A 19048-nucleotide genomic window follows, 5' to 3' on the forward strand; every position below is an offset into this window, starting at 1 on the left:
GTGAAGCAAGCGGAATGTTGATGACGACACCTGTCCTGACTCCTGGGGTTTGGACGGAGTTCCCGTCAGGGTGATGCCGCCGACACGACGATTCGGGGTTCCGCTGCTCGAACCAGCGTGGCGTTCCAAGCGGTTGGGACGGCGGACCGGTGGCCTGCTCAGGCCGCGGGCATCAAGTTCCGCACATAGCCCAGCCCCGGCCGTCCGCCCAGCAGGACCTCTTCTCCGGTGGGGACAAACCCCGTGCGGGTCAGGACCGCGCGTGAGGCTGTGTTGTCGAGCGCGGCTGCTGCCCGCAGTGTGGTCAGGCCGTACTCGGTAGTGGCCAGGGCGCACAACCGGCGGACGGTGGCTGTGGCCAGGCCTCGGCCGGTGGCCTTTTCGGCTACGCGGTAGCCGAGTTCGGCGGAGCCGTTCGCCGCGTCGACCAGGTTGAACCGGCCCAGCACCTCGCCGTCGGTGTTCACCAGGACGTGGAAGTGGCAGAGTCCGGCGGCCTGTTCGGCCAGCAGGGCAGCGAGTCGGGCATCGAAGTTCGTGAAGTAGTCGTCGCCGCGGTCCGGGACCGAGGCGGCGAAGAACGTGCGGTTCTCCTGCTCGAACGCGAGCAGGGCCGGGACGTGATCGGGGTGCAGACGCTGGAGGTCGGGCATGGCTGCACCATACGGATCGGCGGCATGACGGGGCCATTGGGATTCCGGGGGACGCCACCCCGTCGTCGTGTCGTGTCGTGACGGGCGCGGCCCGATGTGTCACGTTCACGCCCGCGCGAGGTCATGGGTGGCCGTGCGGTACGGGAACGGCCCCGGTCCGGCCGGGGCCGTCCCTCCGTACCGTCGTTCACGCCGCCCCGTGGCACTCCCGGTACGTCCGGCCCGAGCCGCACCAGCAGGGTGCGCTGCGGGCCGGGGGCCAGGGGGCGGCCCGGCCGCGGGCGGCGAGGGTGGTGGCGTACTGGGGGAGGAGGTCCGGGTCGGCCGGGGACGTGGCCTCCGAGGCGGCGAAGGCCTCGTACGACGGGACCGTGCCGGTCACGATGCCGAGGTTCGGGGTGCCCGCGTGGTGGAGGTCGCGGAGGGCGGCCTCCAGGCGGGCCAGGTGGTCGGGGCGGGAGGGGTACTCGCCGCGCAGGTTCGGGTACGCGGTGAGCAGTTCGTCGAGTTCGGTGGCCGGCCAGTGCAGCACCGCCACCGGGAACGGGCGGGACAGCGCGGTGCGGTACGTGCCCAGTTCGGCGCGGATGCGGGTGATCTCGGCCCGGAGCTCGCCCGGGTCGGAGGAGCCCAGTGCCCACAGGCGCTTGGGGTCGTGCAGCTCGTCCAGCGGGACGGCGGCCGTGTGGAGGGTGTCGGCCAGCTCGTCCCAGACGTCGTGGTCGACGCCCATCAGCCTGCGCACACGGTGGCGGCCGATCAGCAGCGACTGGGTGGCGTACGGGACTTCCTCGCCGGGCGTCAGGAGGAGCGTCAGCGCGGTCGTGAAGCAGTCGTGGGCCGCTTCCAGCTCGTCGTGCGATTCCAGGGTCTCGGCCGCGATCTCCCAGGGTGCAGGGTCGAGCGGGCCCGCGGCGCGGATGCCGTCGAGGATCGCGCGGGCCTCGGCCTCGTGGCCGTACTCCCACAGGTTGGCCGCGTTGAGGGCCTTGACCAGGTGCGGGTGGTCGAGGTCGGGCGAGCCGAGCAGGTCGTCGTAGAGGGTGGTGGCGCGGGCGCGGTCGCCGGCGAGCTCCAGATGGGCCGCGGCCTGGAGGAGCAGCGGCTCACGGTCCTCCGGATACTGCGCCGCGGTGCGCAGCAGGCGCTCGGCTTCGGTGGTGTGGTCGGCAGGCGTGTCGGGGCGCATGAATCACACCGTACTGCTGTACGGCACCTGCACGGAGGGCGGTTCCGGCTCTGGAGAGTTGGGGGACATGGCCCTATCGTGCGGGCCGTGCGGGAGCGGATACCGGTGGTGACGCAGCGGAACGCGCGAGGGCGCAGGGCCGCCGCGCGCGGGCTCTGGACGGGTGCCGAGGTGGTGGTGACCCTCGGCGTCGTCCTCTTGTTGCTCGTTGTTCATCAGCTGTGGTGGACCAACCGGCAGGCCCGCGCCGACGCCCGGCACGAGGTGCGGGCCCTGCAGCGGGAGTGGGCGGAGCCGGAAGAAGAGAAAGAGGGGAGAGGGGGGAAGGAGGGGCGAGGGGGGAAGGACGGGCAGCCACCGGGGCAGAGCGGCGGCGAGGGAACGGTGGGCCGTGGCGGCTCCGGCCCGGGGGCCTCCGGTGGCCGGTCGTCCGCGGGCGGCACCGCACCCCCCGAGCCCCGCTGGGATCAGGCGTACGCCGTCATCCGTATCCCACGGCTCGGGCTCGCCGCACCCGTCGCCCAGGGCATCAGCAAGCGAGGCGTTCTCGACAAGGGGTACGTCGGGCACTACCCGCGCACCGCGCAGCCCGGCCAGGCGGGGAACTTCGCGCTCGCCGGGCACCGCAACACGCATGGCGAGCCCTTCCGGTACATCAACCGGCTGCGGCGCGGGGACCGGATCGACGTCGAGACCCGGGACTCCGTCTACACGTACACCGTCGACCGGACGCTCGGGCAGACCAGCGCGAGCGACGGCGGTGTCATCGCGGCCGTGCCGCGCAGCAATGTGAAGCCGTACGCCGGCTACACCACGGCCGGTTCCTATGTGACGCTCACTACGTGCACGCCCGAATTCACCTCCCGTTACCGGCTTGTCGTATGGGGGAGGCTGACGGGGGTCCGGGCGCGGTAGCGGTGCCGGGCTAAGGTTTTCCGACGTGCTCAGACGACGTCCGCAGTTGTTGTGGTTGCTGGTTCCCTACGTGCTGTACCTGGGGGCGCTGCCGTTCGTGAACCGGGTCCATCCCGTGGTTCTCGGGCTGCCGTTCCTCTTCATATGGCTGCTCGGCGCGACCTTGCTGACACCCGTCGCCGTATGGCTGACCCGGCGGGGGGACCGCCGGTGAACGCCGCGGTCGCGACCTCCGTCTTCGGGGCCTTCATGGTCGTCACCGTCGCCCTCGGGCTGCTCGCGATGCGCGGACGGCGGAGAGGGAGCGAGGGTGGCGGGCTCGCGGAGTGGTCCGTGGGCGGGCGCAGCCTCGGGACCGTGTTCATCTGGGTGCTGATGGCCGGTGAGGGCTACACCAGTTTCAGCTACCTGGGTGCCGCGGGCTGGGGCTACAACTACGGGGCGCCCGTGCTCTACGTGGTGGCGTACATGTCCTGCGGCTACGCCGTCGGCTATGTCGTCGGGCCGATGCTCTGGGCGTACGCGCGCCGGCACGGGCTGGTCGGGATCACCGACATGGTGGCGCACCGCTTCGGGCGGCCCTGGCTCGGTGCGCTGGTCGCCGTCCTCGCGACCGTCTTCCTGCTGCCGTACATCCAGCTCCAGATCACCGGCATGGGCGTGGTCGTCTCGACCATCTCCTACGGTGCCATCAGCCTGAACTGGGCCTACTTCATCGCCTTCGCCGTCACCACCGGCTTCGTCGTGGTGAGCGGGCTGCGCGGCAGCGCGTGGGTGTCCGTCCTCAAGGACGTCCTCGTGATCGCCACGCTCGGCTTCCTCGCCTTCTACGTGCCGCTGCACTACTTCGACGGGTACGGGCCCTTCCTCGACCGGCTCGTCACCGAGAAGAGCGAGTGGCTGACCTTCCCCGGGCACGGGGACAGCGGGCTCGGGCAGGCGTGGTTCATCACCACCTCGTTCCTCAACTCCCTCACCGTGGTGATCTTCCCGACGACTGTCGCCGGCTATCTCGGCGCGAAGAACGCCGATGTGCTGCGCCGCAACGCGATGCTGCTGCCCGCCTACAACGTGCTGCTCTTCGTGCCGATGCTGCTCGGCATGGCCGCCCTCTTCGTCGTGCCGGGGCTCGTCGGCGCCGAGTCCAACCTCGCGCTCTTCAAGCTCGTCGTGGACTCCCTGCCGGCCTGGGCGGTCGGCGTCATCGGTGTGGCCGCGGCGCTCTCGTCGATCGTGCCGATGGCCGTGTTCATGTTGGTCATCGGCACGATGTGGGGGCGCAGCGTGCTCTCGCTCGTGCCGCGGTGGGAGCGGCGGCAGAAGGGCGCCGCGCAGACGGTCGTGGTGGTCGCGGGGGTGATCGCGCTCGTGCTCACCTACACCGCGCCGAACACCCTCGTACGACTCTCCCTCATCTCGTACGAGGGGATGGCGCAGCTGCTCCCCATGGTGCTGCTGGGGCTGATGTGGCGGCGGTTGACCCTGCCCGGGGCGATGAGCGGGCTGGTCGTCGGGGTGGGCCTGGTGTGCGGCTTCGTGTTCACGGAGAACGATCCGGTGTGGGGGGTGAACGCGGGCATCGTGGCGCTCGCCGCCAACCTCGTCGTCGCGCTCGCCGTGACGTACGCGGGGCCGCGCGAGCGCGACGACCGGCCGGACGACGAGGTGCTCGCGCGCGACGAGATCGGGGCCGGGGAGGGGGACGAGCAGGAGGTCAGCGGCGCTCGCGCAGGAGCAGGACACTGACCGTCGCCACCAGGGCCAAGGCGACCGACAGCAACAGCGCGCCGTTCGCGCCCGAGCCCGTCGCGGCCGTCGCGATCGTCAGGGCCACGCCCGCCGACGAACCGATGTACCGGGCGGTGTTGTTCGCGCCCGAGCCCATCGCCGCCCGCTCGGACGGCACCGACTCGACCGCCAGGCGCGGCAGCGCGGCGTTGAGCAGCCCGCTGCCGACGCCGGACACGACCAGGGCGAGCAGCAGCCGCGGCCACAGCGACGCGCCGATGTGCGCGTTGCCCGCCGTGTCCAGGGTGCCCAGCAGCGACAGCACCGCCACCGCGTGCAGGACGAAGCCCACGGCCAGCTGGCGGCCCGTGCCGCCCCGGGACGTCGAGATGCGGCCGGGCGACGGACTCGATCCGGACCCCGCCGATCCGGTCGGCCGTGCCCTGCTGGTGCCGCACCGGCTGCTGCGACCGCTGGACACCGGACGCCCCTGAGCGCGGACGGGTGTGTCGGACTCATCGTGTATAACGGCTGGAGAGCCGAACGCACGCACACGCATGCGTGGGTGCGTGATCGGCGCGGATGTGCGCGTGCGAGGCGTGCGTGCGATGTGCGCGCGACAGGTGGGCCCGGCCGTCCGGCCGCGAAGGGGAAGAAGGGAGGGGCCGATGAGGGGTGACACGAACCGTCTGCGCGGAGGCCTCGCCCGGCTGCTCCGCCCCGCCGGGATCCTGCTCTTCTTCGTCACCGAAATACTCCTCGCCGAGGGCGGCAGCCTCTCCGCCGCCGTCGCGCTCGCCGCCACGGCCGCCGCCGGCTCCGCGCTCGTCGCCGCCTCGGTCATCAGCGCCCGCTGCGCCGTCCCCGTGCCCCGCACCCGGGTCCGTACGGCCATGCGCGACCGGGAGAAACGCACCGCGTTCCTGCCGCAGCGAGACCCTGACGCCAAGGGGCGCCGACGCCCCCGAGCCCCCGGCCGCGCCCTCCCGACGGCCGCGTAGGGGCTCACGCAGCAGCAAGCACCCCCCTCGCGGTCCGTCCTGCCGAGTTCGTATGTCTTCCCGGCACGACGAGACCCCCGGAGGGCTCACCCATGTCCGTCTTCATGTCCGCATTCGCCGGCCTGGTCGGCGCGCTGGCCGATGCGCTGCACCCGCTCTTCCAGACCGCGTCCACCGCCGCCGCCATCGTGCTGTTCACCGCGCTCGTGCGGCTCGCCGTGCACCCCCTGTCGCGGGCCGCGGCGCGCGGACAGAAAGCCCGCACCAGGCTCCAGCCGCAGATCGCCGAACTGCGCAAGAAACACGGCAAGAACCCCGAGCGCATGCAGAAGGCGCTCATGGAACTGCACAAGGAGGAGAAGGTCTCGCCGCTGTCCGGCTGCCTGCCCAGCCTGCTGCAGATGCCCGCCTTCTTCCTGCTCTACCACCTCTTCTCCAGCCAGAAGATCGGCGGCGACCCCAACGCGCTGCTCGGCCACCAGCTCTTCGACGCCCCGCTCGGCGAGCGCTGGCACGACGCCCTCGCGCACGGCGGGCCGTTCGGGGCGCAGGGCATGGTCTACCTCGGCCTGTTCGCGATCGTCGCCGTCGTGGCCACCTTCAACTTCCGGCGTACGAAGCGGCAGATGGCCGCCAACCCGGTCACCCCGACCACCGGCCCCGACGGGCAGCCGGTGCCGGGCATGGGCGCGATGACGAAGCTGATGCCGCTGATGTCCTTCGCCACCCTTTTCACCGTCTCCGTGGTACCGCTCGCCGCCGCGCTGTACGTCGTCACCAGCACCACCTGGACCGCGGTCGAGCGGGCCGTCCTCTACCGCGACATGCCCGCCACGGGCACCGCCATGGCCACCGCGGCGTAATCGGGGCGGCGAGTGTGCCGGTCCAGTGTGTGAACAGGGTCTTGCGGAGTGATCGGATGTCTTGGACGATCGGACAAGCCTGCGATGGCCGCCACCCATCCGACAGGCCCGTTCTCTATCAAGGGGAGAAAGACCGTTGAAGCTGCTTCGTGTGGGTACGGCAGGTGCGGAACGGCCGGCGCTGCTGGACCGGGACGGAACCCTGCGTGACCTGTCGGGAATCGTCACCGACATCGACAGTGCGCTGCTCGCCGACGAGTCCGCGCTCGCCCGGGTGCGGGCCGCCGCGTCCGCTCCCGGTGACCTGCCCGCGCTCGACGCCGAGGGACTGCGGCTGGGGCCGCCGCTCGCCCGGATCGGCAAGATCGTGTGCATCGGGCTGAACTACCACGACCACGCCGCCGAGACCGGTGCGGAGATTCCCACCGAGCCGATCCTGTTCTTCAAGGCGCCGGACACCGTCGTCGGGCCCGACGACACGGTGCTGGTGCCACGCGCCAGCGTCAAGACCGACTGGGAGGTCGAGCTCGCGGTCGTCATCGGGCGCACCGCCCGTTACCTGGAGTCCGCCGAGGAGGGGCTCGCGCATGTCGCCGGATACGCGACGGCGCACGACGTCTCCGAGCGCGAGTTCCAGATCGAGCGCGGCGGCACCTGGGACAAGGGTAAGAACTGCGAGACGTTCAACCCGCTGGGGCCGTGGCTGGTCACGGCGGACGAGATCGCCGACCCGCAGGCGCTGCCGTTGAAGCTCTGGGTCAACGGTGAGCTGAAGCAGGACGGCACGACGGCCGACCAGATCTTCCCGGTGGGTGAAGTGGTCCGCTACCTGAGCCACTTCATGACGCTGTACCCCGGCGATGTGATCAACACCGGGACGCCGGCGGGGGTCGCCATGGGGCAGCCCGAGCCCAAGCCGTACCTGAGGGCGGGCGACGTCGTGGAGCTGGAGATCGCGGGGCTGGGACGGCAGCGGCAGGAGCTGAAGGACGCCTGACGGCAGGGCGGTGTGCCCGCGTGGCCGCTTCGTTCTCGATCGCCGGACGGGCTTGATCCGTCCGGTGTGGGGCCGGCGGCGCGGGCCCCACACCGGCCTATCAGAGCGCTGCAAGTAAAGATCGGAGGGGTGGGGTGTCGCGTCGGCGGCGCCCCACCCCTTCCTCGCGTCATGCGCCGATCGTCGTCGCGAACACTTCCAGCGCCTCGACCACCAGGGCGTGGTCCTCCGCCTGGGGCAGGCCCGAGACCGTGACCGAGCCGATGACGCCCGCGCCCTCGACCGCGATCGGGAACGAACCGCCGTGCGCGGCGTACGTGTCCGGGTCCAGGCGCGAGGCGTCGTCGAACGTCGTCCCCTTCGCCCGGAACCGGGTTCCCACCAGGTACGAGCTCTCGCCGAACCGTTCCACGACCTTGCGCTTGCGGTCGATCCAGGCGTCGTTGTCGGCGCTCGATCCCGGCAGCGCGGCGTGGAAGAGCTGCTGTGCGCCGCGGCGGATGTCGATCGCGATCGGGGCGTGCCTCTCCCGGGCCATCGCGACGAGCAGGCCGCCGAGCGCGTAGGCGTCGTCGTAGCTGAAATGCGGCAGCGTCAGTCGGCGCTCCTGGGCGATGAGCTCGGAGATGGTCGGAGCGGTGGGGTTCATACGGGCTGCTCCTCGTTGTCGGCGGAGGCGGAGGCGGGCGGGGGTGCGGCGGGCAGGGTCACGGCGACGCCCTCGCGGGCCGAGCGGTGGGCGGCCTCCAGTACGTCCAGGGCCGCTGCGGCCTGCAGGGCGGTCACTGGATTGTCACCCCTTCCGCGCAGCGCGTCGGTGACCGCCGCGTAGTACGCGGGGTAGTCGCCCGGTCGCGTACGGATCGGGGCGCCGCCGCCCGTCAGCGGGGACTCGCCCGAACCGATCCTGCCCCACAGCGCCTCGGGCTCCTCGCCCCACGGGCCGCCGCCCGGCGTCGGACGCGCTCCCGCGCGCAGGGCGGCCTCCTGCGGGTCGAGGCCGTACTTCACATAGCCGGCGGTCGAACCGAGCACCCGGAAGCGCGGACCGAGCTGGGCCGCGGTGGCGCTGACGTACAGATGCGAGCGGACCCCGTTCGCATGGGTGATCGCGAGAAAGGTGTCGTCGTCGGCGGCGGCGCCGGGGCGGCGTACGTCGGACTCCGCGTACACCCGCACCGCCGGACCGAACAGCACGAGCGCCTGGTCGACGACATGGCTGCCCAGGTCGTACAGCAGCCCGCCGATCTCCTGCGGATCGTCCGACTCGCGCCAGCCGCCCTTCGGCTGCGGGCGCCACCGCTCGAAACGGGACTCGAAGCGCTGGACGTCACCCAGCTCGCCGTCCGTGATCAGCCGGGCGAGCGTGAGGAAGTCGTTGTCCCAGCGGCGGTTCTGGAAGACCGAGAGCAGCAGCCCGCGTTCCTCGGCGAGGGCCGCGAGCTCCCGCGCCTCGGCGGCCGAACCGGCGACCGGCTTGTCCACGACGACCGGCAGACCGGCCCCGAGCGCGGCCGTCGCGATCGGGACATGGGTCCTGTTCGGGGAGGCGATCACGATGAGATCGAGTGCGTCCGCGCGGTCCCACAGCTCCTCCGGCGACGCGGCGAACCGTACGTCCGGGAACTCGGCGCGCGCCTGCGCCCGCCGCTCCTCGTTCGACGTGACGACCGTGTCGAGCGCCAGGCCCTCGGTCGCGGCGATCAGCGGGGCGTGGAAGACGGAACCCGCCAGGCCGTAGCCGACGAGTCCGACGCGCAGCGGGGTCTCGGGCAGTCCGGACGTCTCGTGGGTCGCGATGCCAGTCATGTGGGTCACTTAAGCAACGCTGTTGCCAAAGTGCAAGCGACAGGGACAATGGTGTGGTGAACAGGAGTAATAGCGGCGCGAACCTGCCGACGCTGCGCAGTCACAATGCGGCGCTGCTGCTGGATCTGCTGCGGGTGGCGGGCGAGCCCGGTATCAGCAGGCTCGAACTCGCCGAGCGCACCGGGCTCACGCCGCAGGCCGTCAGCAAGATCACCGCCCGGCTGCGGGCCGACGGCCTGGTGACCGAGGCGGGCCACCGGGCCTCCACCGGCGGCAAGCCGCGCACCGTGCTGCGGCTGGTGCCGGACGCGGGGTACGCGGTCGGCCTGCACCTGGACCGTGACGAGCTGACGGTGGTGCTCGTCGACCTGGCCGGCGAAGTCGTCGCGAGCCACCCCGCCCCACTGGACTTCGGCGCCCCGGCGGACGAGGTGCTCACGACGGCGGCGGACGCGGTCGCGCTGGCGCGCGGCGCGGGTGCGGTGGAGGACGCGGCGGTGCGCGGCGCGGGTGCGGTTCCGGCTGTGCCGGGCGGGGGTGCGGGGGCGGCCGTGGGCCGGCCGGTGCTCGGGGTCGGCGTGGCGGTGCCGGGGCCGCTCGACCACCGGGCCGGGGTGCTGCACCGCGTCACCGGGTTCCCGCAGTGGGACGGGTATCCGCTGCGGGAGGCGCTCGCGGCGAGGACCGGGTTGCCCGTCGTCGTCGACAAGGACACCAACGCCGCCGCCCTGGGGCTCGCCCTGCGCGCGGCGGACACGGGTGACTTCGCCTATCTGCACCTGGGGACCGGGCTCGGTGCCGGGCTGGTCCTCGGCGGGGCGCTGCATCGCGGGGCCCGTACCGGGGCCGGTGAGTTCGGGCACCAGACCGTCCAGCTGGACGGTCCGGTGTGCGGCTGCGGCGGGCAAGGCTGCATCGAGGCGCTCTGTCTCGCCGCCGTCGCCCGCGGCGATGTCGCGGAGGCCGCCCGGGTCCTGGGCACCGGCGCCGCCAATCTCGTCGCGCTGCTCGACATCGACCGGGTGGTGCTCGGCGGCCGTACCGTCGCCGCCGGTCCCGAGCCGTACGTACGGGGCGTCCGCGCCGTGATCGAGGAGCGCGCCCGGTGCGGCGGTCTCGACACGCCGGTGCCGGTCACCGCCGCACGGGGAGGGGACCGGCCGGTCGCGGAGGGGGCCGCGCAACTGGTCCTGGCCCCGCTGTTCGGACGGGTCGGGAGCGCGGACGCGGGCGAGCGGGGCGCGCGACTGGGCTGATCGAGCGGTACCCGGCGACCGGCCGGCCGAACCTCCGGCATGTCGGTGCCGGTCGCCTCGCGCGTGCGTGGCAGCGTCGCCGTCCACGACCGGTGAACTCCGGCGCACAAAGGCTGGGCGGGTGCTGAGGATCTTGGCCGGACCCGTGGCGGTCGGCACGCACAGCTCCGGCGCCTTGTGGTTGTACGTGTCGGCCGCCGCTCCCCGGTCCGGCCAAGATCTTCAGCGCTCTCCCAGCCGACCGTCCCGCGAGCCGCGAAGGGTGATCCCCGCATGCCCTCCACACCACCCCCGTCCGCCACGCCCTCCCCGGCCGGCTCCGGGACCGGCCGCGCGGCCGACGCCGTATCGCCCTTCACGTCCGGCACCGCGGCGATGTACACCGCGAGTCCCGCATCCGTCCCGCTGGCCGGCGCAACATCCATCCCCGTGTCCAGCACTTCCGCGCGGCCACCCTCGCCGCCCCCGCGCTCGTCCCCGCTCCCCGGACGGACGCGGCACGGGCTGGCGCTCGGGCTGGCGGCGGCGAGCGTGGTTCCCGTCGTCCTGGGCGGCGCGTCCGCCGCACCGGCCTCCTCGGCCTCCCCGGTCTCGAAGCCCGGGGCCACCACCGCCGACCAGCAGCCCGCCTGCGGTGATCCGGCGGCGAGCGAGTTCCCGATCAGCACCCGTATCCGCAGCGGCCCGGACACCTACGCGTCCGGCGGCGGCTACGGAACCTGGTACCTGGACCTGACCAACACCACCACCGAGCCGTGCCGGGACATCCACCCGGTGCTGGTCCTCACCGACGAGGACCGGACGCTGACCTCCGACCAGATCCAGCTGAAGTTCTCCGACCTGGCCCGCCCCGAGGTGGAGCACCGGGTCGCCTGGGAGGCCACCGACCAGGACGAGCAGATCGGCGTCTTCGGCGACGACGGGGCCGACGGCGACGACGGGGCCGACGCCTTCGAGGGCTTCAGCATCCCCGCGGGCGGTACCGTCACCGTCCAGGTCAGGATGGCGTTCACCTCCGACACCAGCCCGGGACGGATCACCGCCAGGGCCGCGATCGTCCAGCGGCAGCACGGGGCGAGCGGCACGTCCGCGAAGGACGACGGGGCCTGGGTGGGTGAGTCCGACGACTACCCGTTCACCGTCGTCGAGGACAACGGCGGCGAAACCGATGAGCCCGATGAGCCCGGGGACATCGCCGGGACCGGGGACATCGACGAGCCCGGGGACGTCGGCGGAACCAAGGACACCGTCCACACCCCCCGCGACAGCCCACGCGACCCCGCGCCCGACGGAGCCCGGACCGCCGGCGGCGGTGACACTCCGCGGCCGGTCCGGCCCGGCCGGACCCCGGGGGAGGGCGACCTCCCCGAGCTGGCCGCGACCGGGTCGGGCACCGTTCCGTACGCCGGCGTCACCGTCGCCGGGTTCCTGATCGGCGGCGGGGCCATGGTGCTCTGGACCCGCCGTGCGCGCCGCCCTCGCTGCTGAGCCGACGGCGCCGCCCGCCGCTGAGCTGGTGTGCTGCGCGCGCCGCTGAGCCGCCCCGCCGTGCGTGCCGCCTGCCGCTGAGTCGACGTGCCGCCCTCGCCGCTGAACCACTGTGCCGTCGGCGCCGCCCGCCGCTGGGCCGCCCCGCCGTGCGTGCCGCCCGCCGCTGAGCCGCCCCTTCCGGCCTCCTTCCCGCCATCGGCCGTTCACGCGTGTTCATGTCCGTCTGCCACCATCGGGCCGTGGACTACCCGCACGACCAGACACCTGGCGCACCCATCCGTTCCGGCATCCCGGAGCACGGCCGCATCCCCAAGTACTACGCGGTCAAGGCTCGTGTCTCCCTCCTCATAGACGAGTTGCGTGAGGGGGGCATGCTGCCCACCGAGCGCGATCTCGCCGAGCGCTACGAGGTCTCGCGCGAGACGGTGCGCCAGGCGCTGCGCGAACTGCTGCTGGAGGGGCGGCTCGCGCGCCAGGGGCGCGGCACCGTCGTCGCGGGTCCCAAGCTGGAACAGCCGCTCTCGCTGGCGAGCTATACGGAGGGCGTACGCCGCCAGGGCCGTACCCCCGGCCGCCGCCTCATCGGTCTGGAGCGGTTCCCCTGCCCCGAGGCGCTGGCCGCCGACATCGGGGTGGCGCGCGGCGAACCGGTCTGGCACCTGGAGCGGGTGCTGCTCGCCGACGACGACCGGGTCGGCCTGGAGAGCACCTACGTCTCCGTCGCCCGCGTACCGGACCTGGACACGGCGTTCGACCCCGACTCGTCCTTCTACGCCCATCTGCGCGACCGGCTCGGGATCTCCTTCGGTGATGCGGACGAGCGGATCGAGACCGTGCTCGCGACGCCGCGCGAGGCGCTGCTCATCGGTACACCGCCCGCGCTGCCCATGCTGCTGATCCACCGGATCTCGCGGGACACGGACGGCGAGCCGCTGGAGCGCGTACGGACCCTCTTCCGCGGGGACAGGTTCTCCTTCACCGCACACCTGGGCGCGCAGGACGGACGCTGAACGACTCCGGAAACGACTCCGGAAACGACTCCGGAACGGCAGTGCCCGGCCTACTCATCGTGATAACGAGAACATAACGGGTCTAGTCCAAGCTTGGGGCCCAGTTCACCCTCCCGTTGCCGTACCGATCCGTACGGGTCACCGGCCCCGAGGAGCGTAGCCGTCGTGAGAGTCATCGTCGTAGGAGCCGGCGTGGTGGGAACCATGCACGCCTGGCACGCAGTGAACTGCGGCCACGAGGTCGTACAGATCGAGCGCGAGAGCGAGGCGCGCGGGGCATCGCTCCGCAATTTCGGACAGATATGGGTCAGCGGCCGGGCCGGTGGCGAGGAGTTGGAGACCGCGCTGCGCGCCCGTGAGCTGTGGGAGGGCATCGGGGCCCGGGTCCCCGATCTCGGCTTCCGGGCCTGCGGCTCGCTCACCCCGCTCCGCACCGGGCTGGAGACCGCCGTGGCCGAGGCGGCCGTCGCCCGCCCCGACGCGGCGGCCCGCGGCTACAAGCTGCTCACCGCCGACGAGGCCCGCGCGGTCAACCCCGCGCTGCGCGGCGACTTCACCGCCGCCCTGTGGTGCGAGCGGGACGCCGCCGTCGAGCCGCGCACCGCCCAACTGGCGCTCAAGCGGGCGCTGTCGCAGTCCGGCCGGTATACGTACCTCGGCGGGCGCGAGGTCCGCGAGGTGGTGGGCACCGCCTCCGTCCGTGACGACCACGGCGATGTCCACACCGGTGACGCCGTGATCCTGGCCACCGGAGCCTGGCTCGGCGGACTCGTGCGCGAACTGGCCGGCCCCGATCTGCCGGTGCGCCGTGTCCGGCTCCAGATGATGCAGACCGACCCGCTCGGCGAGCAGCTCACCACCTCCGTCGCCGACGCCGACAGCTTCCGCTACTACCCGGCGTACCGGAGCGAGGCGCTGGACACCCTCGACGCCGAACAGGCGCAGGCGCCCACCGCCGCACAGCACAGGATGCAGCTCCTGATGGTCCAGCGCCGCGACGGCGGGCTGACCATCGGCGACACCCACGAGTACGAGCACCCCTTCTCCTTCGACACCGTCGAGGAGCCGTACGAGCACCTCACCGGAGTCGTCGAGTCCTTCCTCGGCCGCCCGCTGCCGAGGATCCGCCACCGCTGGGCCGGGGTCTACGCCCAGTGCACCGACACCAGCCGGGTCGTCCACCGCCAGCAGGTGCGGGACGGCGTCTGGCTGGTCACCGGTCCGGGCGGGCGCGGCATGACCTGCTCGCCCGCCATCGCCGAAACGACCGCCAACGAACTGGACTGGTGAAGAAGTTGAGCAACACCGACACGTCGAACACCACCGACAAGCTGAACCTGATCGTCCTCGACATGGCCGGCACCACTGTCGCCGACGGCGGCCTCGTCGAGCAGGCGTTCTCCGTCGCGGCCGAGCGCCTCGGCGTGGAGCCCGGCTCCGCCGACCACGCGGAGAAGCTCGACTATGTGCGCGCCACCATGGGCGAGTCCAAGATCTCCGTCTTCCGTCACCTCTTCGGCGACGAGGACAGGGCCCAGCGGGCCAACACCGCCTTCGAGGAGGCGTACGGGGAGCTGGTCGACGGCGGCCGGATCGCGCCGGTCCCCGGCGCCCGCGAGGCCATCGAAAGGCTCAGGGCCGAGGGCCGGACCGTGGTCCTGTCCACCGGCTTCGCCCGCACCACCCAGGACGCCATCCTGGCCGCGCTCGGCTGGCAGGACCTGGTCGCCCTGACCCTCTGCCCGGCCGACGCGGGCGGTCGCGGCCGTCCCTACCCCGACATGGTCCTCGCCGCGTTCCTGCGCACCGGCGCCGTCGACGACGTCCGGCAGATCGTCGTCGCGGGTGACACCTCGTACGACATGCTCAGCGGCGTGCGCTCCGGGGCCGGGATCGTCGCGGGCGTGCTCACCGGCGCCCACGACAGGGACCGGTTGACCCGTCACGGCGCCACGCAGGTGCTCGGCTCGGTCGCCGAGCTCCCGGACCTGATCGCGCGGGCGGAGGCATGACGGGCGGGGCCGACGCCGTCCGCAGCGGCATCAGGTTCGACCAGGTCAGCGTCGCGTACGGCGGGAACACCGTCCTCGACCGGCTCGATCTGACCGTCGAACCCGGCGAGGTCATGGCGCTGCTCGGGCCCTCCGGGTCCGGGAAGACCACCGCCCTGCGCGCCGTCGCCGGATTCGTCCGGCCCGCCTCCGGCCGGGTGTACCTCGGTGACCGCGACGTCACCGGCCTGCCGCCGCACAGGCGCGGCATCGGCATGGTCGTCCAGCAGTACGCCCTCTTCCCGCACATGCGGGTCCAGGACAACGTCGCCTTCGGGCTCAAGGCCCGCAAGGCGGCCAAGGCGGAGATCCCCGAGCGGGTCGCCGAGGCACTCGAACTCGTCGGCATGGCCGCCTACGCCAACCGCTACCCGCGCGAACTCTCCGGCGGCCAGCAGCAGCGCGTCGCCATCGCCCGCGCGCTGGCCATCCGCCCCGGCGTTCTCCTGCTCGACGAACCGCTCTCCGCGCTCGACGCCCAGCTGCGCTCCGGAATGCTCGCCGAACTGGCGCGACTGCACCGGGAGCTGCCGGACGTCTCCATCCTGTACGTCACCCACGACCAGGTGGAGGCGCTCACCCTCGCCGACCGGATCGCGGTCATGGACAAGGCCCGGCTGCAGGACTGCGGCACCCCGCAGGAGCTGTACCGCCGTCCGCGTACCGAGTTCACCGCGTCGTTCGTCGGCAACGCCAATCTGCTGCCGGTCACCGTCGCCGACGGCGCCGACACCGTCGAGTTCGCGGGGCGCGCGCTCGACGTACCGACCGGCGACGTGGCCGGCGGTGCCACCGCCACCCTGTGCGTCCGGCCCCATCTGGTCGGGCTCGGCGACGGGCCCAACGCGCTGAGCGGCACCATCGCCGAGGTCCAGTGGCGGGGCTCCACGCACCGGCTGTACGTCGACATCGACGGGCACCGGGTCAAGGCGGACCTCCGCGAGCTGCGTGAGACTCCGGCGCTCGGTGACCAGGTCACGCTGCACTTCGCGGCCGAGGACGCGGTCCTGCTGCCCGTGGGCGCGGCGCCGGGAACCGGGGGAGGGGCCGATGGCTAGGGTTTTCCGTTCGGATCAGGCCGGATCAGCGGGCGGGGTCCGGTGCCGTGGATCGCGAGGCGGAGGAGCGAGCAATGGCGGCGCCGTGGCGACCGACGACAATGCGGCGAGGAGCGGTGCCGGGGCACACGAGCCCGGCGTGATCCAAACGGGAGGTCCTGGCACCGCGCACCCCGTGACACCTGACATCCCGTCCGTACCGGCTGCGCGCCGGCGCGTCGCAGGCAACCGCCCGGACCCGTCCGGGACGACACCCCCGGCGGCGGGTCCGCAGACCCCGGCCCGCGACGGCCGCCGCATCCCCCGCTTCGTCTGGGCGCTGCCGCCCGTCGCCGTACTCGCGCTCGTCTTCCTCTACCCGCTGGCCCTCGTCGTCCAGCAGTCCTTCAGCCCGGACGAGGGCGGCACCTCGCTCGCCCCGTACGGCGACGTGTTCGCCTCCGAGTCGTTCCGCTCCGCGCTGACGACCACCGTCTGGCTGGCGGTCGGCTCGACCGTCGGATGCCTGGTGCTGGGCTCCGTCCTGGCCATGGTCATCGCGTTCGTGCCGTTCCCCGGCGGCAAGGCCGTCGCCAAGTTCATCGATGTCTTCCTCTCCTTCCCGTCGTTCCTGATCACGCTCGCCCTGCTGTTCATCTACGGCAGCGTCGGCATGGCCAACGGCCTCTGGACGGACGTCACCGGGGCGTCGAGCGGCCCCTTCGACTTCCTCACCACCCCGTGGGGCGTCCTGCTCGCCGAGATCACCTACTTCACCCCGTTCGTGATGCGCCCGCTGCTCGCCGCGTTCTCGCAGCTCGACAGCGCGCAGCTGGAGGTGGCGTCCTCGCTGGGCGCGAAGCCGGCCCGGATCGTGCGGCAGGTGATCCTCCCCGAGGCGCTTCCCGCGCTCGCCGCGGGCGGCAGCCTCGTCCTCGTGATGTGTCTCAACGAGTTCGGCATCGTGCTGTTCACCGGCGCGAAAGGGGTCACGACCCTGCCGATGCTCGTCTACAGCAAGGCGATCCTGGAGTCCGACTACCCGGCAGCCTGTGTCGTCGCCGTCGTCAACATCGCGATCTCCGTGGGTCTCTACAGCCTGTATCGGATGGTGAGCCGCCGTGTTGGTGCATAGCCGTACGGGGAAGTGGGCCGCCTGGGCCGTGTTCTTCGTGCTCTTCGTCCCTCTGTTCGCGGTGCCGCTGCTGGTCGTCCTGGCCGCGTCGTTCACCACCAACTGGTCCGGCGCCTTCCCCTCGGGGCCGACCACCGAGCACTACGCGGCGGCGACCGGCGGCGACTCCCTGCAGGCCCTGACCACCAGCCTGATCACCGCCGTCAGCGCCAGTCTGCTCGCCCTCACCGTGGGTTCCTGGGCCGCGCTGGCCGCCGCCTCGCTGCGCAGCCGCGGCAGGAGGTTCCTCGACGCGCTGTTCATGCTGCCGGTCGCCGTGCCGTCCGTGGTCGTGGGCCTCGCCGTGCTCGTCGCCTTCAGCAAACCGCCGATGCTGCTGAACGGGACGCGCTGGATCGTGATCCTGGCGCACACGATTCTTGTCACGGCGTTCGCCTATTCGTCGGTTTCAGCGGCAATAGTGCGTCTCGACCCGATGTACGAACAGGCGGCGGCCAGTCTCGGCGCCCGGCCCTCGTACGTCCTGTGGCGCATCAGGCTGCCGCTCCTGCTGCCGTCCCTCACGGCGGCGGCGGGACTCTGCTTCGCCCTGTCCATGGGCGAGTTGAGCGCCACGATGATGCTCTACCCGCCGGACTGGACACCGCTCCCGGTGCAGATCTTCGCGGCCACCGACCGCGGCTCGCTCTTCACCGGAGCGGCCGTCGCCGTGGTCCTGATGGGAACGACGCTGCTCGTGCTGCTCGGCGTCTCCCGGATCCGCACCAGGGCCTCGTTCCGCTGATCCGCCGACACCCCCGTACCGACTCCGGCCGGCTCCCGGCCGACTTCCAGGAGATACGACTGCCATGCGCAAGAACCACCTCACGCCCATAGCCGCCGTCACCGGCTGCCTCGCCCTCGCCGCCACCCTCTCCGCCTGCGGCGGCTCCTCGGCCGCTTCCGACGAGAAGGTCGTCACCGTCTACAGCGCCGACGGCCTGAAGGGCGAGAACGGCGACGGCTGGTACGACAAGGTCTTCAAGGACTTCGAGAAGAAGACCGGCATCAAGGTCAAGTACGTGGAGGGCGGCTCCGGCGAGATGGTGCAGCGCGCCGTCCGCGAGAAGTCCAACACCCAGGCCGATGTGCTGGTCACGCTGCCGCCGTTCATCCAGCAGGCCGACAGCAAGGGGCTTCTGGCGGCGTACGCGCCGGCCGGTTCCGACCAGGTCGACGGTGCCGACAAGGCGTCCGACTCCAAGTGGACCTCGGTCGTCAACAACTACTTCGGGTTCATCTACAACAAGAAGGAGCTGAAGTCGGCACCCACCACCTGGGAGGAGCTGCTCGACGGCAAGTTCAAGAACAAGATCCAGTACTCCACCCCCGGAGTCGCCGGTGACGGCACCGCCGTCCTCATCAAGGCCATGCACGACTTCGGCGGCAAGGAGCCGGCGATGGCGTACCTGAAGAAGCTCCAGGCCAACAACGTCGGCCCGTCCGCCTCCACCGGCAAGCTCGCCCCCAAGGTCGACAAGGGCGAACTGCTCGCCGCCAACGGCGACGTCCAGATGAACTACGCGCAGTCCAAGGACATGCCCGACCTCGGCATCTGGTTCCCCGCGAAGCAGGGCGGCAAGCCCACCACGTTCGCCCTGCCGTACGCGGCCGGCCTGGTCGACAAGGCCCCGCACAGTGCCAACGGCAAGAAGCTGCTCGACTTCCTGCTCTCCGAGCAGGCCCAGAAGGACGTCAGCGCGGTCGGCGGCGGCTTCTCCGCCCGCAAGGACGTCGAGGCCACCGACGCCAGCGCCGTCGCGCTCGCCAAGCTGATGGACGGCGTCGAGGTCTTCGAGCCCGACTGGTCGGACATCGGCACCAACCTGGACACGTACGTCGGGGCCTGGAAGTCGGCCACCGGCAGCTGACCG

20 protein-coding genes and 1 pseudogene are annotated in these 19048 nt (G+C 72.0%); 16 read left to right on the forward strand and 5 right to left on the reverse strand.

The features are described 5' to 3' along the window. Positions 1–158: 158 nt before the first annotated feature. Positions 159–653: a GNAT family N-acetyltransferase gene (locus tag ACZ68L_RS23845; protein ID WP_469579930.1), complete on the reverse strand. Its 495-nt coding sequence runs from the start codon at positions 651–653 to the stop codon at positions 159–161. Between the two features lie 187 nt (positions 654–840). Continuing rightward, complete coding sequence (locus ACZ68L_RS23850) at positions 841–1842, reverse strand: SEC-C domain-containing protein (RefSeq protein ID WP_469579931.1); 1002 nt, start codon at positions 1840–1842, stop codon at positions 841–843. A 78-nt stretch (positions 1843–1920) separates the two neighbouring features. Between ACZ68L_RS23850 and ACZ68L_RS23855 the strand changes: the two genes are divergently transcribed. From ACZ68L_RS23855 to ACZ68L_RS23865, 3 genes are read left to right on the forward strand one after another with little or no spacing between them, the layout of a single operon-like run. Beyond that, on the forward strand, positions 1921–2757 hold the full coding sequence (locus tag ACZ68L_RS23855) for a class E sortase (protein WP_469579933.1): 837 nt from the start codon (positions 1921–1923) through the stop codon (positions 2755–2757). 55 nt (positions 2758–2812) lie between these two features. After that, positions 2813–2971 carry a DUF3311 domain-containing protein gene (locus tag ACZ68L_RS23860; protein WP_469580062.1) on the forward strand — a complete coding sequence of 53 codons (159 nt, stop codon included), beginning with the start codon at positions 2813–2815 and terminating at the stop codon, positions 2969–2971. Then, positions 2968–4503 carry a sodium:solute symporter family protein gene (locus ACZ68L_RS23865; RefSeq protein ID WP_469579934.1) on the forward strand — a complete coding sequence of 512 codons (1536 nt, stop codon included), beginning with the start codon at positions 2968–2970 and terminating at the stop codon, positions 4501–4503. The genes ACZ68L_RS23860 and ACZ68L_RS23865 overlap by 4 nt, the downstream gene beginning before the upstream one ends. Here ACZ68L_RS23865 and ACZ68L_RS23870 read toward each other — a convergent pair. Further along, positions 4472–4846, reverse strand: a pseudogene (locus ACZ68L_RS23870) (MFS transporter); the annotation flags it as partial. The gene ACZ68L_RS23865 and the pseudogene ACZ68L_RS23870 sit on opposite strands and share 32 nt — an antisense overlap. Positions 4847–4853: 7 nt before the next feature. Here ACZ68L_RS23870 and ACZ68L_RS23875 point away from each other — a divergent pair. From ACZ68L_RS23875 to ACZ68L_RS23890, 4 genes are all read left to right on the forward strand, one after another. Further along, complete coding sequence (locus ACZ68L_RS23875; protein ID WP_469580071.1) at positions 4854–4979, forward strand: hypothetical protein; 126 nt, start codon at positions 4854–4856, stop codon at positions 4977–4979. A gap of 174 nt (positions 4980–5153) precedes the next feature. Beyond that, the gene (locus ACZ68L_RS23880) at positions 5154–5486 is read left to right on the forward strand and encodes a DUF6412 domain-containing protein (RefSeq protein WP_469579936.1); all 333 of its coding nucleotides are present in this window, start codon (positions 5154–5156) and stop codon (positions 5484–5486) included. A 92-nt stretch (positions 5487–5578) separates the two neighbouring features. Next, positions 5579–6349 (forward strand): YidC/Oxa1 family membrane protein insertase, encoded by a 771-nt coding sequence (locus ACZ68L_RS23885; protein WP_469579938.1) that lies wholly within the window; start codon positions 5579–5581, stop codon positions 6347–6349. Positions 6350–6485: 136 nt separating this feature from the next. Then, the gene (locus ACZ68L_RS23890; protein ID WP_469579940.1) at positions 6486–7346 is read left to right on the forward strand and encodes a fumarylacetoacetate hydrolase family protein; all 861 of its coding nucleotides are present in this window, start codon (positions 6486–6488) and stop codon (positions 7344–7346) included. Positions 7347–7515: 169 nt separating this feature from the next. On the opposite strand, the gene ACZ68L_RS23895 is transcribed toward ACZ68L_RS23890, so the two are convergent. Together ACZ68L_RS23895 and ACZ68L_RS23900 are read right to left on the reverse strand one after the other, a co-directional pair. Further along, the gene (locus ACZ68L_RS23895; protein WP_469579942.1) at positions 7516–7995 is read right to left on the reverse strand and encodes a heme-degrading domain-containing protein; all 480 of its coding nucleotides are present in this window, start codon (positions 7993–7995) and stop codon (positions 7516–7518) included. Beyond that, the gene (locus tag ACZ68L_RS23900) at positions 7992–9155 is read right to left on the reverse strand and encodes a Gfo/Idh/MocA family protein (RefSeq protein WP_469580064.1); all 1164 of its coding nucleotides are present in this window, start codon (positions 9153–9155) and stop codon (positions 7992–7994) included. The genes ACZ68L_RS23895 and ACZ68L_RS23900 overlap by 4 nt, the downstream gene beginning before the upstream one ends. Positions 9156–9211: 56 nt before the next feature. On the opposite strand from ACZ68L_RS23900, the gene ACZ68L_RS23905 reads away from it, so the two are divergent. The 9 genes from ACZ68L_RS23905 (at position 9212) to ACZ68L_RS23945 (ending at position 19045) form a co-directional block, all read left to right on the forward strand. Continuing rightward, entirely contained in the window at positions 9212–10411 is a 1200-nt protein-coding gene (locus ACZ68L_RS23905; protein ID WP_469579944.1) for an ROK family transcriptional regulator, read from the forward strand. 429 nt (positions 10412–10840) lie between these two features. Next, positions 10841–11899 carry a hypothetical protein gene (locus ACZ68L_RS23910; RefSeq protein ID WP_469579946.1) on the forward strand — a complete coding sequence of 353 codons (1059 nt, stop codon included), beginning with the start codon at positions 10841–10843 and terminating at the stop codon, positions 11897–11899. 242 nt (positions 11900–12141) lie between these two features. After that, the gene (locus ACZ68L_RS23915) at positions 12142–12912 is read left to right on the forward strand and encodes a GntR family transcriptional regulator (protein ID WP_469579948.1); all 771 of its coding nucleotides are present in this window, start codon (positions 12142–12144) and stop codon (positions 12910–12912) included. A gap of 165 nt (positions 12913–13077) precedes the next feature. Beyond that, the gene (locus tag ACZ68L_RS23920; RefSeq protein ID WP_469579950.1) at positions 13078–14202 is read left to right on the forward strand and encodes a TIGR03364 family FAD-dependent oxidoreductase; all 1125 of its coding nucleotides are present in this window, start codon (positions 13078–13080) and stop codon (positions 14200–14202) included. After that, positions 14199–14924, forward strand: a complete 726-nt coding sequence (locus ACZ68L_RS23925; RefSeq protein WP_469579951.1) for a phosphonatase-like hydrolase — start codon at positions 14199–14201, stop codon at positions 14922–14924. The genes ACZ68L_RS23920 and ACZ68L_RS23925 overlap by 4 nt, the downstream gene beginning before the upstream one ends. Beyond that, entirely contained in the window at positions 14921–16021 is a 1101-nt protein-coding gene (locus tag ACZ68L_RS23930) for an ABC transporter ATP-binding protein (protein ID WP_469579953.1), read from the forward strand. Before ACZ68L_RS23925 ends, ACZ68L_RS23930 begins: the two co-directional genes overlap by 4 nt. 298 nt (positions 16022–16319) lie before the next feature. Continuing rightward, positions 16320–17135 carry a 2-aminoethylphosphonate ABC transporter permease subunit gene (locus ACZ68L_RS23935; RefSeq protein ID WP_469580066.1) on the forward strand — a complete coding sequence of 272 codons (816 nt, stop codon included), beginning with the start codon at positions 16320–16322 and terminating at the stop codon, positions 17133–17135. Beyond that, a complete protein-coding gene (locus ACZ68L_RS23940; RefSeq protein ID WP_469579955.1) occupies positions 17122–17919 on the forward strand; it encodes an ABC transporter permease in 798 nt (265 codons plus the stop codon). The genes ACZ68L_RS23935 and ACZ68L_RS23940 overlap by 14 nt, the downstream gene beginning before the upstream one ends. A 64-nt stretch (positions 17920–17983) precedes the next feature. Beyond that, the gene (locus tag ACZ68L_RS23945) at positions 17984–19045 is read left to right on the forward strand and encodes a 2-aminoethylphosphonate ABC transporter substrate-binding protein (protein WP_469579957.1); all 1062 of its coding nucleotides are present in this window, start codon (positions 17984–17986) and stop codon (positions 19043–19045) included. Positions 19046–19048: the final 3 nt, after the last annotated feature.

The organism is Streptomyces sp. NPDC104309 (genome assembly GCF_055584025.1).

Excerpts from the sequence above, each read along its gene's own strand:
- ACZ68L_RS23845 (WP_469579930.1), bottom strand. The coding sequence starts at position 653 with ATGCCCGACCTCCAGCGTCTGCACCCCGATCACGTCCCGGCCCTGCTC.
- ACZ68L_RS23850 (WP_469579931.1), bottom strand. The coding sequence starts at position 1,842 with ATGCGCCCCGACACGCCTGCCGACCACACCACCGAAGCCGAGCGCCTG.
- ACZ68L_RS23880 (WP_469579936.1), top strand. The coding sequence starts at position 5,154 with ATGAGGGGTGACACGAACCGTCTGCGCGGAGGCCTCGCCCGGCTGCTC.
- ACZ68L_RS23885 (WP_469579938.1), top strand. The coding sequence starts at position 5,579 with ATGTCCGTCTTCATGTCCGCATTCGCCGGCCTGGTCGGCGCGCTGGCC.
- ACZ68L_RS23895 (WP_469579942.1), bottom strand. The coding sequence starts at position 7,995 with ATGAACCCCACCGCTCCGACCATCTCCGAGCTCATCGCCCAGGAGCGC.
- ACZ68L_RS23900 (WP_469580064.1), bottom strand. The coding sequence starts at position 9,155 with ATGACTGGCATCGCGACCCACGAGACGTCCGGACTGCCCGAGACCCCG.
- ACZ68L_RS23930 (WP_469579953.1), top strand. The coding sequence starts at position 14,921 with ATGACGGGCGGGGCCGACGCCGTCCGCAGCGGCATCAGGTTCGACCAG.
- ACZ68L_RS23945 (WP_469579957.1), top strand. The coding sequence starts at position 17,984 with ATGCGCAAGAACCACCTCACGCCCATAGCCGCCGTCACCGGCTGCCTC.